The 12,772-nt window shown below is 68.6% G+C and carries 12 protein-coding genes and 1 tRNA gene; 5 read left to right on the top strand and 8 right to left on the bottom strand.

What is annotated here, in order from left to right; genetic code table 11:
- Nucleotides 1-88 precede the first annotated feature (88 nt).
- The gene (ppa, locus tag B146_RS0102400) at nucleotides 89-664 is read left to right on the top strand and encodes an inorganic diphosphatase (RefSeq protein WP_019994815.1); all 576 of its coding nucleotides are present in this window, start codon (nucleotides 89-91) and stop codon (nucleotides 662-664) included.
- Between the two features lie 75 nt (nucleotides 665-739).
- Here the strand turns inward: ppa and B146_RS0102395 are convergent, their stop codons facing one another.
- The 3 genes from B146_RS0102395 to B146_RS0102385 are packed head-to-tail and all read right to left on the bottom strand — an operon-like array spanning nucleotide 740 to nucleotide 1,870.
- Nucleotides 740-1,318 (bottom strand): hypothetical protein, encoded by a 579-nt coding sequence (locus tag B146_RS0102395; RefSeq protein WP_019994814.1) that lies wholly within the window; start codon nucleotides 1,316-1,318, stop codon nucleotides 740-742.
- Nucleotides 1,272-1,568 (bottom strand): DUF167 domain-containing protein, encoded by a 297-nt coding sequence (locus B146_RS0102390; RefSeq protein WP_019994813.1) that lies wholly within the window; start codon nucleotides 1,566-1,568, stop codon nucleotides 1,272-1,274. Before B146_RS0102390 ends, B146_RS0102395 begins: the two co-directional genes overlap by 47 nt.
- A complete protein-coding gene (locus B146_RS0102385) occupies nucleotides 1,568-1,870 on the bottom strand; it encodes a YggT family protein (protein WP_019994812.1) in 303 nt (100 codons plus the stop codon). Before B146_RS0102385 ends, B146_RS0102390 begins: the two co-directional genes overlap by 1 nt.
- Before the next feature lie 184 nt (nucleotides 1,871-2,054).
- On the opposite strand from B146_RS0102385, the gene B146_RS0102380 reads away from it, so the two are divergent.
- Nucleotides 2,055-2,130, top strand: a tRNA-Ala gene (locus tag B146_RS0102380).
- 232 nt (nucleotides 2,131-2,362) lie between these two features.
- On the opposite strand, the gene B146_RS24765 is transcribed toward B146_RS0102380, so the two are convergent.
- Nucleotides 2,363-4,237: a methyl-accepting chemotaxis protein gene (locus B146_RS24765; RefSeq protein WP_019994811.1), complete on the bottom strand. Its 1,875-nt coding sequence runs from the start codon at nucleotides 4,235-4,237 to the stop codon at nucleotides 2,363-2,365.
- 518 nt (nucleotides 4,238-4,755) lie between these two features.
- On the opposite strand from B146_RS24765, the gene B146_RS0102370 reads away from it, so the two are divergent.
- Together B146_RS0102370 and B146_RS0102365 are read left to right on the top strand one after the other, a co-directional pair.
- The gene (locus B146_RS0102370; RefSeq protein WP_019994810.1) at nucleotides 4,756-6,033 is read left to right on the top strand and encodes an MFS transporter; all 1,278 of its coding nucleotides are present in this window, start codon (nucleotides 4,756-4,758) and stop codon (nucleotides 6,031-6,033) included.
- 199 nt (nucleotides 6,034-6,232) lie between these two features.
- Entirely contained in the window at nucleotides 6,233-7,543 is a 1,311-nt protein-coding gene (locus tag B146_RS0102365; protein ID WP_019994809.1) for a CitMHS family transporter, read from the top strand.
- A 107-nt stretch (nucleotides 7,544-7,650) separates the two neighbouring features.
- On the opposite strand, the gene sthA is transcribed toward B146_RS0102365, so the two are convergent.
- Complete coding sequence (gene sthA / locus B146_RS0102360; protein WP_019994808.1) at nucleotides 7,651-9,096, bottom strand: Si-specific NAD(P)(+) transhydrogenase; 1,446 nt, start codon at nucleotides 9,094-9,096, stop codon at nucleotides 7,651-7,653.
- A 248-nt stretch (nucleotides 9,097-9,344) separates the two neighbouring features.
- Between sthA and ybaK the strand changes: the two genes are divergently transcribed.
- Complete coding sequence (ybaK, locus tag B146_RS0102355) at nucleotides 9,345-9,818, top strand: Cys-tRNA(Pro) deacylase (protein WP_019994807.1); 474 nt, start codon at nucleotides 9,345-9,347, stop codon at nucleotides 9,816-9,818.
- Between the two features lie 4 nt (nucleotides 9,819-9,822).
- On the opposite strand, the gene B146_RS0102350 is transcribed toward ybaK, so the two are convergent.
- The 3 genes from B146_RS0102350 to B146_RS0102340 form a co-directional block, all read right to left on the bottom strand.
- A complete protein-coding gene (locus tag B146_RS0102350; protein WP_019994806.1) occupies nucleotides 9,823-10,623 on the bottom strand; it encodes a glutamine amidotransferase in 801 nt (266 codons plus the stop codon).
- Nucleotides 10,616-11,116, bottom strand: coding sequence for a tellurite resistance TerB family protein (locus tag B146_RS0102345; RefSeq protein WP_019994805.1), 501 nt, complete (start codon nucleotides 11,114-11,116; stop codon nucleotides 10,616-10,618). Before B146_RS0102345 ends, B146_RS0102350 begins: the two co-directional genes overlap by 8 nt.
- Nucleotides 11,117-11,311: 195 nt before the next feature.
- Nucleotides 11,312-12,772 carry a heme biosynthesis protein HemY gene (locus tag B146_RS0102340; protein WP_019994804.1) on the bottom strand — a complete coding sequence of 487 codons (1,461 nt, stop codon included), beginning with the start codon at nucleotides 12,770-12,772 and terminating at the stop codon, nucleotides 11,312-11,314.

Genomic DNA, 12,772 nt, shown 5'->3' with positions numbered 1-12,772 from the left:
AACCTTTCGTCAGGGAAAACACCCAGTCCAATTGCTTCGAGGGCGGCAGGCAGGTTAGACACGCGCGACGCTTTCGAGGAGTTTTCCCATGCGCATCGACGCTATCGCCCGGGGCAAGAACCCGCCCGAGGACATCAACGTGATCATCGAGGTGCCGGTCGGCGGCCACCCGATCAAGTACGAGATGGACAAGGAGTCAGGCGCTCTCTTCGTCGACCGCTTCCTCTACACGCCGATGACCTATCCCGGGAACTACGGCTTCGTTCCCCACACGCTGTCCGACGATGGCGACCCGATCGACGTGCTCGTCTGCTCGACGCGCCCGCTCTTCCCGGGCTGCGTCATCAACTGCCGTCCGATCGGCGTCCTCAAGATGGAGGACAACAGCGGCGTGGACGAGAAGGTCATCGCCGTTCCCTCGCCGAAGCTGACCCAGCGCTACATCAAGGTCGAGGAATACACCGACCTGCCCGAGATCACGCTGAAGCAGATCGAGCATTTCTTCGAGCACTACAAGGATCTGGAGCCCGGCAAGTGGGTGAAGATCGGTGGCTGGGGCGATGCGGCCGAAGCCCGCAAGCTCATCACGGAAGCCGTGACGCGCTACGAGGAGGCCTCGGCGGCCGAGAAGAACAAGACGCCGGTGGGCCAGGAAAACGCCTGAGCCATCCGGCTCGCAGGACCATCAGGAGGGCGCGGCGCCAAAGGGAGCCGCGCCCTTTCTCGTTCGACGGGATCTCTACGGCTCGGAAACCCAGGCCAGGCCCGCCCGCTGCAAGGCCGGGTCGGCGCGCGGCCCCAGGAAGGCGGGCCGGTCCACGCCGCAGCGAAACGCCGCCGCGCGGCCGTCCACGAAGGCGTCGGCCTCCTCGCCCTCGGCACCCGCCTGGCCCGCGAGGATCGCCGCCAGACAGCCGGGCGTCTCGCCGACGGGCGCCTTCACGACGACCCGCAGGATTTCGTCCGGCACGCTTGCAAGCTTGTAGCGCAGGATCACGGCGAGCGGCCGGGTGCCATCGAGGCGCCAGCGCGCCGTGGAGCCGAGCCGCATCGGTTCGGGCGGCGTTGGAACAAAGCCCTCGGGCCGGCCGATCGCGACGCGCCGTCGATCGCTCGGGCCTGCGAGAAAGAGATCGAAGCCCGGAAGGCCGGCGCAGCGCAGCGCCTCGCCGCCCGCCTCCGGCCGTTCCGCCGACACGCAGAGGCTTTCGATGACGGGCGTTTCCGCGCCGGTCAGCTCGGCACGCGAAGGCGGCTGGGGCGGGGAGTCCTCAGGCGTCCCCAGAAGGGCGGAAACAAGCGTGAGCGCGAAGAGCATTCTCGAGACTAGCGCCGTCACCCTCGACGCGCACGCGCTTTTCGCGCCCCTTGGAGCCGAAGTTCAGCGAAAGCGCGGATTTGGGAACGCCGAGCGTATCGGCGAGGAGCCGGATCAGGGCCTCGTTGGCGAGCCCCTTTTCCGGCACCGCGCGCACCCGCGCCTCGATGCGCCAGCCCTCCGCGCCCGGCGCGATCCGGTCCACCCGGTCGCTCGCCGCGCGCGGCGTCAGGCGCACCGAAAGCAGCATCAGATGCCGGCGCGATAGATCGCGGGCACGACGTAGAGATAGATCAGCTGCTGGATGAAGAAGATCGCGATCAGCACCACCAGCGGCGACAGGTCGAGCCCGCCGAGATTGGGCAGGATGCGGCGGATCGGGCGATAGAGCGGCTCGGTCATGCGATAGAGCGTGTCGCTGACGGTGCGCACGAAATTGTTGCGGTAGTCCAGAATGTTGAAGGCGAGCAGCCAGGACAGGATCGCCGAGACGATGATGATCCACCAGAGAATGTTGAGGATCAGAAGAACGACTTGAACGACGGCGAGCATGGGGAGCCTTTGGATGATGGACCTATGTGCTTTGGCACAATCGACGAGGGAAGTGGGTATTTCCCTAACGTTTCGCACCCTTCTCGCACCGAATTGACGGCGGAGGAGGCCGACGCGGCCGAATCGAAACGGCCCGCTTGACAGGTACCCCGCCCCTGATCTAAATCCCGCTTCACCGGTGGACGGGGCTGTAGCTCAGTTGGGAGAGCGCGTCGTTCGCAATGACGAGGTCAGCGGTTCGATCCCGCTCAGCTCCACCAATCACCGGCTCTCATCTTACAATTTGGAAAGCGTGCCCACGTCCTTTCGTGGCTATTCGGCTTGTCGCAGTTCGATCTGCGGCTGAGCCGGCCGGACGCATGAGACGCCGCTTTCGCTCGCGCTTCCAACAAGAATGGCCCGAACACGAAAGCCCGGCGCGGGGGGGGGCTGTCGCGCCGGGCTTTCGTGGTTTGGAGACCGGGGCCGCCCGCTCGGAGCGGCCCGTGAGCCTTACCGGCTCATGCGCTCGAAGCCCTCGTCACGGCCGAGATCCAGCGCGAAACCGGCCTTGCCAGCCTTGGCGCTCGGGCGCGCGGCGAAGTCCGCCGCCTGCGCCTGGAGCGAATGGACGGGGTTGTCGCCGCCATCCGCGAAGAGATCGTCCTCCGCCACCGCCGCGACCGGCGCCTTGGCCGCGCGGACCGGCTTGGACGGCGGGGCGGCCTGATCGGCAACCGGCTTGGACGCCGCACCCTTGGACGCGGCCGGCTTGGCCGACGCCTCGCCCCGCCGCGCCTTCTCGCGCTCGATCCGCTGGTTGGTGGCTTCGATCTCGGCGGCTTCCGCCTTCTGGAAATGCTCGCGCTCGGCATCCGTCATGCGGAAATAGCCCGCGCGCTCTTCCAGCCGCCCGGCTTCCGCCGCCAGTTGCTCGGCGGTGGCCGTCATCTCGCCGGCCGCGCCGGCATTGGCCTGCGTCACCTGATCGAGCTGCTGGATCGCCTGGTTGATCTGCTCGACGCCGATCGACTGCTCCCGGCAGGCGGCCGAAATCTCGGACACGAGTTCCGCGGTCTTTCGGATGTCCGGCACCAGACGCTCCAGACGCGAGCCGGCCTCTTCGGCGACGACCAGCGTCTTGGCCGAGAGTTCGCCGATCTCGCTCGCGGCGGTCTGCGAGCGCTCGGCGAGCTTGCGCACTTCCGACGCGACGACGGCAAAGCCCTTGCCATGCTGGCCGGCGCGGGCGGCTTCGATGGCGGCGTTCAGCGCCAGAAGGTCGGTCTGGCGCGCGATTTCCTGCACGACGGCGATCTTCTCGGCGATCTCGCGCATCGCCTTGGTGGACTGCGCCACGGCCTCGCCGGTCGTTCCGGCATGTTCCGACGCCTGCGCGGCGATCTTCTCCGTGGTGGACGCGTTGTCGGCGTTCTGACGGATGTTCGCGCTCATCTCTTCAATGGCGGCGGAGGCCTGCTCCGAGGCGGCGGCCTGTTCGGTCGAGCCCGACGACAGGCGCTCGGCGGTGGAAGCGGAGCGGGCGGAGCCGGCGGCGACCAGCGAGGACGAGGAGCGAACGCCCGACACGATCTCGGAGAGCTTCACCGTCATGTCGCTCATGGCCTGCTGCAACTCGGCGATCTCGTCACGGCCCTTCACCACGATCCGCTGCGTCAGGTCGCCCGAGCCGATCTGGCGGGCGAGCGTCACCGAGCGCGACAGGCCGCGCGAGATCGACAGGCCGAGCCAGGCGGCCAGGAACAGGCCCATGACGACGGCGGCGCCGGCCAGCGCCGTCAGCTGCATGAGCGCCCGCTGGTTGGCCTGGTCGATCTCAGCGGACAGCGCGTTCATGCGCTTCTTCTCGCGCGAGAGCTGCGTCTTCACCTGGCTGATCATCGCCACCATGGTCGGCTGCATGCCGCCGCCCAGAAGCGAGCGCGCGTTGGACTGCGCTTCGGCCCGCTGGGCGGGATCGCTCGTCTTCAGCGTCAGGAAGTCCGCCGCCTGCCTGGTCATCCGCAGATAGGTCTCAATGCTGCCCTTCAGCGTATCCACCGAGGGGATCTCGGTCCGGGCCGCGTTGGCGCGATACTCGGCGAGCGCGTCGAACGCGTCCTTCGACCGGCCCTGGATCGCCTCCTGCGTATCGCCGAACGTGCTGCCGTCGACCGATGTCAGGGTGTTCACGAGGCGCCCGATATCCGACACGGCCGAGCGGATGCTCAAAAGCCGCTCGTTCTGCGCGATCGGCCCGGACCGGAGCGCTTCCATGCGCTCCTGAACGGTCATCAGATTGTAGGCGCCGATGCCGCCCAGAAACAGGCTGAGACAGACCATGACGGCAAAGCCGCCGGCGAGTTTGGTGCGAATCGAGACTCTCATTGACGCCCCCTTGTCGGTTCGGGGGAAAATAAAGGCCAAGAAAGCTGCCAAGTCCTGAAACGACGCAGGTATCGCCAAATGGGGTAAATCGTTTTTCGAGGCGATATGTCGCACGTCTTAACGGCGGCCCCATCCTCCTCGTCCCCGCCTCGGCTCGAAGGGGGAACGGCCCGTCGGAGCGGCGCGCCGCGCTGCGGGACACGCAAAGGCCGTCTTGGATGCGTGGCCCCGAGAAAACTTCGTAAGCCTTGCCTTCGGGCGACTTGACGCAAGGCCTCCGCTCGTGACTGTGTTTTCGCGGTCGCGATCCCCGGAAGGAGAGGCGGTCACGCTCCCGCGCGCCGCAGGGGTGCCCGTCCGTTCTCCGGAGGGTGCGCCGGCCGGTGATGCGCTGTTTCCCGATTTCTTCGAAAGGCGGCCCCTTCCCTTCCTGTCCGCATGTCCGACCACGCGGCGCTTCCTCGCACCGCGCCCCGCCGATGCGCGCCACTGATAAGGAAAAGACGGCCGGAGCCACGATGTCCAGCGACGACGCGCCCTCCCTTCCCCCGTCCGACGACGCCCCGGTCCACACGCCGACCGACGATCGCTTTGCCGCCTTTCGCAACCGCCGCTTTCTGCGCTACTGGCTGGCCCGGTTCTTCGCCGCCTTCGCGGTGCAGATCGTCTCGGTCTCCGTCACCTGGCAGATCTATGCGCTGACGCGCGATCCGTTCGATCTCGGGCTGGTCGGCCTTTGCCAGTTCCTGCCGGCGCTCCTGCTCGTGCTCGTCACCGGCTCGGTGGCCGACCGCTATTCGCGGCGCTGGATCATGGGCCTGTCCACCCTGGTGGAAGGCGCGGGCGCGGCGGCGCTTCTGTTCCTCACCCTGACGGGCCTCGTCTCGCCCGTGCCGGTCTTCGCCATTCTCGTGGTCTTCGGCATCGCGCGCGCCTTTTTCGGCCCGGCCGCCTCCTCGCTCGTGGTCAATCTCGTGAGCAAGGACGAGCTCGCCAACGCAGTCGCCTGGAACTCCTCCTCCTGGCAGGTCGCCTCGATCGTCGGTCCGGTCGCGGGCGGTCTTCTCTACGGCCTGTCGCCCGACATCGCCTATGGCACGGCGCTGGTGCTGTTCCTGCTCGGCGCGGGCCTCGTCCTGTCGATCTCCGCGCCGCGCCAGCACACGACGGGCGAGCCGGCGAGCTTCGAGACGGTGGTGGCGGGCTTCCGCTTCATCTTCCGCGAAAAGGTCGTGCTCGGCGCCATCTCGCTCGATCTCTTCGCCGTGCTTCTCGGCGGCGCGGTGGCGCTCATGCCGGTCTTCGCGCATGACGTTCTGGGCGTCGGCCCCTGGGGCGCCGGCCTCTTGCGCGCCGCGCCCGGCGTCGGCGCCATCCTGACGGCCGCCTGGCTCGCCGCCCATCCGGTGCGCGACCGGGCGGGGCACATCATGTTCCTGTTCGTCGCCCTGTTCGGCGTGTTCACGGCGGTGTTCGGCCTGTCCACCACGCCCTGGCTGTCGATCCCGGCGCTCGCCCTGATGGGCGCGGCCGACATGATCTCGGTCTATATCCGCGAAACGCTGCTCCAGCTCTGGACGCCGGACGAGGTGCGCGGCCGCGTCAACGCGGTGAACGGCATCTTCGTCGGCGCGTCCAACGAGCTCGGCGAATTCCGCGCCGGCCTCATGGCCGCCTGGATCGGCGCCGTGCCCGCCGTCGTGGTGGGCGGCCTCGCGACCGTCGCGGTCGCCGGCATCTGGAGCCTCGCCTTCCCGCAGCTCCGCCAGGCCCGCAGCCTCGCCGCGCGCGAATAGGGCGGCAGGCGGCCGGTCGCAGGGCTACGGACGACGGGCGCCGGCGGGACACGCGAGGCGTCGAAAAAAGGCGATGTGAGGATGGTTAGGCGCGCCAATATCCGGTAACGCGTCCGTGAGGCGCCGCGTGCGCACCGCCTCTCCATCCCTTGCGTCCCGGCGGGACCTCCCCTCGCCCGATGCTCACAACGAAACGACCATGCTGACCTTCCTCGCCTATGCGATGATCGCCGTCTTCATGACGGCGGTCATGAGCAATCGCCTGTCCGCGCTGATCGCGCTCATCCTCATTCCCATGGCCTTCGCGCTCATCGGCGGCTTCGGCCCGATGATCCCGGACATGGTTCTGGAGGGCATCAAGCGTATCGGGCCGACCGCCGCGCTGCTGCTCTTCGCCATTCTCTATTTCGGCCTGATGATCGATGTCGGCCTGTTCGATCCGCTGGTGCGGCTCGTGGTGCGGGTCTGCCATGGCGATCCGCTTCGCGTCATCGTCGGCTCGACGCTCCTCGCCATGGTCGTGTCGCTGGACGGCGACGGCTCCACCACCTTCCTGATCTGCGTCACGGCCATGATGCCGCTGCATCGCAGTCTCGGCATCCGGCCACTGATCCTGCCGGCGGTGACGATCCTGCCCAACGCCATCATCAACATCGCGCCCTGGGGCGGGCCGACGGCGCGCGTCATGGCCTCGCTGCATCTGGAGCCGAGCCAGGTCTTCGTGCCGCTGATCCCGGCCATTCTCCTCACTTGCTGCGGCGCGGTCCTCATTGCCGCGCGCTTCGGCCTGATCGAGCGCCGCCGCCTCGCCGCCCTGCCGGGCATCGTGCCCGATAGCGAGGAAACGCCGATGAGCCAGATCCTGGCCTCGCGCCGCGCCGTGGTCGCCCGCCCCGCCTGGCTTCAGGCGTTCAACCTCGTCCTGACGGCGGCGCTGCTCGTCCTGCTCGTGGCCGACGTCCTGCCGCTGGCGCTGATGTTCATGATCGCCTTCGCGATCGCCATCACCGTGAACTTCCCCGGCATCCGCGAGCAGCGCGAGCGCATCGAGGCCCATGCCGGCAGCGCGCTGTCGGTCGTGGCGGTGATCTTCGCCGCCGGCGTCTTCACCGGCATTCTCCAGGGCACGGGCATGACCGACGCGCTGGCGAAAAGCGTCATCTACCTGATCCCGGAATCGGCCGGAAACTTCATTCCGCTGATCACGGCGGTCCTCAGCGGCCCCTTTACCTTCCTCCTGTCGAACGACGCCTTCTATTTCGGCGTGGTGCCGGTTCTGGCGGAAGCGGCGCGCGCCTATGGCATCGCGCCCGAAGTGATCGCCCGCGCCTCGCTGGTCGGCCAGCCCATGCACATGCTGAGCCCGCTCGTGCCCGCGCTCTACGTCCTGACCAACCTGTCGGAGGTGGAAACCGGCGCCTTGCAGCGCTTCGCCCTGCCCTGGGCGGCGGGTCTGGCGGGCCTCATGCTCGCCGGCGCGGTGCTGACCGGCGCGGTGCCGCTCTACTAACAAAGGCGTTGGGGGCCGGCCGGCCTCCGCAAGCTACGATGCGAAAAAGGCCGGGGCGCGAGGCGTCCCGGCCTTTTTTCATGAGGGTCGGCCCATGGCGCGGGGCGTCAGTGAACCATCTCGTCCTCGCCCGACACCGGGGCCACCGGCGGCTCGGCGGCATGGGCGAAGGCGCGGTTCCAGGCGTCGAGCGAGGCGATCTTGTAGGCCTCGGCGAGCGTCGGATAGTTGAACGTGTTGTCCATGAAATAGTCGATCGTGCCCTTCAGGTTGAGAACGGCCTGACCGATATGGATCAGCTCGGTCGCCCCCTCGCCCACGATATGGACGCCGAGAAGACGGCGGGTCTTCTTGGAGAAGATCATCTTCATCATGCCCCGGTCGAGGCCCATGATGTGGCCGCGCGAGGTCTCGCGGAAGCGCGCGATGCCGCATTCATAGGGAATGCCGCGCTTGCGCACGTCCTCCTCGCTCATGCCGACCGTCGAGATTTCCGGCACGGAATAGATGCCATAGGGGAAGAACTCGGGCGGCGGCGGCGGCTGGAGCCCGAAGGCGTGGCAGGCGGCGAGGCGCCCTTGCTCCATCGAGGTGGAGGCGAGCGAGGGAAAGCCGATCACGTCGCCCGCCGCGTAGATATGCGGCACGGCGGTCTGCAAGGTCTTCTCGTTGACGCTGATGCGCCCGCGCCGATCGACCTCCAGCCCGGCGGCTTCGAGATTGAGGCTGTCGGTCGCGCCCATGCGCCCGGCGGCAAAGAGCAGCATGTCGCTCGTCACGTCGCGCCCGGTGGCGATGCGGCAGACCGGGCGGCCATTGGCGTCGAACTCGATCTTGGTGACTTCTGCCCCGAGCCGCAGCGACAGGTTCCGGTCGCGCAGGTCGTGGACGAAATCCTCCATCAGCTCCTTGTCCACGAAGTCGAGGAAGGTGGCGCGCGGTTCGACCAGCGTCACCTGCACCTCGAGCGCGGAAAAGATCGTGGCATATTCGACGCCGATGACGCCCGCGCCGATCACCGTCATGGAGCGCGGCAGCTTGGGCAGCGAGACGATCTCGTCGGAATCGAAGACATTGGTGCCGTTGAAGGGCACGTAATCCGGGCGGAAGGGCTTGGTGCCGACCGCGATCAGGATGAACCGGCCGGTGACGACGCGCTCGTCCTCGCCCTCGTTGCGCACCACGATCTCGTGCGGCGAGCGGAACGAGGCCACGCCGCGCATGACCTTGACGCCGTTGCGGGCGAACTGGTGGTCGAGCACGTCGACCTCGTGCTCCAGCGTCTTGCTCATGCGCGCCTGGATATCGGCGGCCGAAATGTCCTGCTTCACGCGGTAGGCGCGGCCATAGAAGCCGCGCTCGCGCCAGCCCGAAAGGTTCAGCACCGTCTCGCGCATGGTCTTGGACGGGATCGTGCCGGTGTGGACGGACACGCCGCCGACGCGGCGGTTGCGCTCCACCACGAGCACGGAATGCCCGAGCTTGGCGGCCTGCACGGCGGCCCGGCGGCCGGATGGGCCGCTACCGATCACGATGAGGTCGTAGGTCGACATGGAGCCTCGTCTTCTTTCAAAGAATTGCGGGCGCGCGCCGCGGGGTTCGGTCTCGACCTTCTCCATACACTGGCTTGTGCAAAGCCCGCGTAAAGGCGAAGGCCGCCCTTGCTCACCCGCTTTCTGGGCAAAGGGTGTCGCCGTCGCGCTTGAGAGGCGCGGGCACCCGCCTCTAGACTGCGGGCGCGAGGGCCGCGCCGAACCGTGCGCCGGCCGATCGCGGAGCCTTCCCGAGAAGACCGAACGCCATGTCCAAGACCACGCCGGCCACCAAGGCCCTGTCGCAAGCCGGGCGCCCCTTCGCGCTTCTGACCTATGATTACGACCCCAATGCCGAGCGCGTCGGCTTGCAGGCCGCCGAGGCGCTCGGCCGCTCGCCCTCGCAGGTGTTCAAGACGCTGATGGCCGAGCTCGACGGCAAGCCGGTCTGCGCGATCCTGCCCTCCGACGAGGAGGCCAACATGAAGAAGCTCGCGGCGGCGCTCAGCGGCAAGTCGGCCCGCATGATGAAACCCACCGATGCCGAGCGGCTGACCGGCTACAAGGTCGGCGGCATCAGCCCGCTCGGCCAGCGCAAGCCCGTGCCGACGCTTCTCGACGAGACGGCCCTCCTCTTCGAGACGATCGTCGTGAACGGCGGCCAGCGCGGCCTGCAGATCGAGATCGCGCCGGCCGACCTCATCGCCGTGCTCTCCTGCGCGACGGCGGACCTGACGCGCTGACCCGTCAGCCGCGCGGCCCCTCGGCCAGCGTTTCGCCGCTCGCCTCGCGGCCGAAGATCAGGCCCAGAAACTGCTCCAGCCAGCGCTTCACCGGCGCGTCGTGGATCGCACGGCCGCTGAAATGCTCGCGCCGCGCCTGCGCGCCCGGCAGCGACAGGCGCGAATGGCCATGCGTCGTCCAGCGATGCAGCATGGCGAGCGTCAGCTCGGCGTGGAACTGCACGCCATAGGCGTTCGCGCCGTAGCGCATCGCCTGGTTGGGAAAGGTCGTGCCCTCGGCGAGAAGCGTCGCCCCGTGCGGCAGGGTGAAGCCCTCGCGGTGCCATTGATAGACCATGCCGGGCCAACCCGGCATGATGGCGCGACCCTCCGCCGTGGCCGTGACCGGATAATAGCCGACCTCGACCAGCCCGTCGGGATGCGGGCCGACCGTCGCGCCGAGATGCTTGGCGAGCATCTGCGCGCCCAGGCAGATGCCGAGAAACGGGCGATCCTCCTTCAGCGGAATTTCCAGCCAGTCGATCTCCTGACGCAGATGCGGCTCCTGATCGTTGGCGCTCGGCGGCCCGCCGAACACGACCGCGCCGCGATGCCCGTCCAGCGTTGCGGGCAGCGTTTCGCCCAGCACCGGACGGCGGATATCGAGCCGCACGCCGGCCGCCTCCAGGATCTGGCCGACGCGGCCGGGCGTCGAGGTTTCCTGATGAAGGACCACCAGAACCGGCCTGCTATCGCCGGCATCGCGCAGGACGAAGCGCTTCAGCGGCGCGGCGCTCTGCGGGCGGGAGAAGGGAAGATCATCCATGCTCTTGTGTCTGTACCTTGGCCGTCTGCACGGGGGGCGTCTGGACCTTGCTTTGCGCCTCGCGCTTGGCGAGCATCCGGTCGCGCCCGGACACGCCGAGGAGTTCGGCGACGCGCCAGATCGTGTTGTCCTCCAGCTCGTGGACCTCGCCGTCGGCGAAGACGATCTCCCACAGGACTTCCACGAAGCGCACGCGCTCCTCCGCGCTCCAATGGCGCATGAGGACATGGGTGAAGCGGAAGAGATCGACGGCCTCGGCATCGGCTTCGCGGCCGGCGCGGCGCACCTGCTCGGCGCGCCAGGGGTCGAGCCGGTATTCCCGGATCAGAAGCTCGCGCAGCTTGGCGCCCTCGGCCTCGGTCAGCGTGCCGTCCGCCTCGCCCACATGGAAGAGAAGCGCGGCGGCCGCGACCAGGGGATCGTCCTCGCCGGCGGAGCCGCCGGTCGGCCCGCCCGACAGGTTGCGAAGAAAATCCTTGAAGGCGTCCAGCATGGGCGGCGTCCGGGCTCGGGAAGGTTCGGGTCGGGTCGGGTCGGGTCGGGTCGGGGGCGCTCGGCCCCTCTCCCAAACGACTTCGCGGGGTCGAGGTTCATTTCATTTCGCTTGGGAAGAGAGCCTCGCGCAAACGAAAACGGCCCGGAGCGGGTGTGCTCCGGGCCGTCCTTCGTCATCTGTTGCCGTTTGCCCTCAAGCGGGGGTGCGCTCCAGCGGCGGCTCGCCATTGTCGAGCCCCTCGGGCGCCTTGGGCTCCTCTTCGGGCGGCAGGCGCGCGTCGATGAAGACGCGGCGGTTCGGGTCGGTGTTGGGCGCGGGCTGCATTCCGCGCAACATGCGGCCGACGCGCTGCACGAGTTCGGGATCGCCCTCGTCCGGCACGCTCCACGTATAGGCGTCGAGACGCCCCGTGGTCGGCGACACCGCGCGCCATTCCTCCGCCGGGGCGCCGTCGACGCTCCAGGACGGGTCCTTCGGCGCATGAAGCGCGCGGTTCATCCACTGGCGCACCAGCGCGTCGTTGCCGGTCTCGGCGTTCTCGATATCGGCGAGGAGGAGATAGGCCGATTCGCGCGGCGCGCTCTCGGCGGCCGCCATGGCCTCGACGCGGGCCGTGCCGAACTCGCGGGCGTCGAGCGCGGCGCGGGCGAGCGCCAGGCGCGATTCGACATGGCCCGGCTGGAGGCTCGACAGATGCCGCGCGCGCTTGAAGCGCTCGGCGACGCCGTCGCCCGGCCAGAGGTGGATGTAGAGCGCGGCGAGCTCGGGATGCGGATTGGCCTTCCAGGCCGCTTCCAGCGCCTTCTGCGCCTGACGATGCTCGTTCAGGCGGATCATGGCGCGGGCCGCGATCGCGGCGGCGGGCACGAGATCGGGCGCGAGCTTCTGTGCCTCGCGCGCGGCGGTCTTGGCGCCGGCCGGATCGCTGTCGGCCAGCTCCTGCGCCTTGCCGGTCAGGAGCACGGCGCGCAGGCGACGGCTTTCGGCCTTGTCCACGAGGCGCGAGTCGCGCTGCGCTTCCAGAATGGCGAGCGCGCCGTCGAAATCGCCCTGCGCGGCCTTGAGGTCGAGCACGGCGCCGCCGGCCCAGGGCACATGCGGCGCGATGCGAACGGCCCGCTCGGCATAGGAGCGCGCCGCGTCCCGGTCGCCCAGGCGCTCGGCTTCGAGATACAGGCCGCGAAGACCCACGAGGCGGGTGTCGGGATCGCCTTCCAGCGTCTCGAAGATCGAGCGCGCCTTGGCGTGGTCGCCCTCGATCAGCGCGGTCTGCGCGTCGAGGAAGCGAACCATCGGCTCGCGGCGGTTGGACAGGTGCTTCTGCGCCTGCTTGACGAGGCGGCGCGCCATGACGGCGTCGCCCGCGCCGGCGGCGATCATGCCGGCCGAGAGGGCGCGGTAGCCCTTGTCGCGGCGGCGCGTTGCGAAGAAGCGCGACACGCGATCCGGCGCCTTGAAGAAGCCGCGCACCAGCCAGAACAGGAGCACGGCGGCGACCACGAGGGCGAGCTGCAGGATCACGAAGACCGTGAAGCTCGTGCCGACCTCCTGGCCCTGCCAGAGGATCGAGACGGAGCCGGGATGGTCGGCCAGCCAGGCGAAGCCGAGGCCACCCGCGAGAACGACGAGGAAGAATGCGAGAATACGCAGCAT

This window comes from Aureimonas ureilytica DSM 18598 = NBRC 106430, from assembly GCF_000382705.1.
Classification (GTDB): Bacteria; Pseudomonadota; Alphaproteobacteria; order Rhizobiales; family Rhizobiaceae; genus Aureimonas; species Aureimonas ureilytica.
This window is presented reverse-complemented; position numbering and strand designations above follow the sequence as displayed.

Coding starts and splice junctions, on each gene's coding strand:
- ppa (WP_019994815.1), top strand. CDS start 89: ATGCGCATCGACGCTATCGCCCGGGGCAAGAACCCGCCCGAGGACATC.
- B146_RS0102395 (WP_019994814.1), bottom strand. CDS start 1,318: ATGCTCTTCGCGCTCACGCTTGTTTCCGCCCTTCTGGGGACGCCTGAG.
- B146_RS0102390 (WP_019994813.1), bottom strand. CDS start 1,568: ATGCTGCTTTCGGTGCGCCTGACGCCGCGCGCGGCGAGCGACCGGGTG.
- B146_RS0102385 (WP_019994812.1), bottom strand. CDS start 1,870: ATGCTCGCCGTCGTTCAAGTCGTTCTTCTGATCCTCAACATTCTCTGG.
- B146_RS24765 (WP_019994811.1), bottom strand. CDS start 4,237: ATGAGAGTCTCGATTCGCACCAAACTCGCCGGCGGCTTTGCCGTCATG.
- B146_RS0102370 (WP_019994810.1), top strand. CDS start 4,756: ATGTCCAGCGACGACGCGCCCTCCCTTCCCCCGTCCGACGACGCCCCG.
- B146_RS0102365 (WP_019994809.1), top strand. CDS start 6,233: ATGCTGACCTTCCTCGCCTATGCGATGATCGCCGTCTTCATGACGGCG.
- sthA (WP_019994808.1), bottom strand. CDS start 9,096: ATGTCGACCTACGACCTCATCGTGATCGGTAGCGGCCCATCCGGCCGC.
- ybaK (WP_019994807.1), top strand. CDS start 9,345: ATGTCCAAGACCACGCCGGCCACCAAGGCCCTGTCGCAAGCCGGGCGC.
- B146_RS0102350 (WP_019994806.1), bottom strand. CDS start 10,623: ATGGATGATCTTCCCTTCTCCCGCCCGCAGAGCGCCGCGCCGCTGAAG.
- B146_RS0102345 (WP_019994805.1), bottom strand. CDS start 11,116: ATGCTGGACGCCTTCAAGGATTTTCTTCGCAACCTGTCGGGCGGGCCG.
- B146_RS0102340 (WP_019994804.1), bottom strand. CDS start 12,772: ATGCTGCGTATTCTCGCATTCTTCCTCGTCGTTCTCGCGGGTGGCCTC.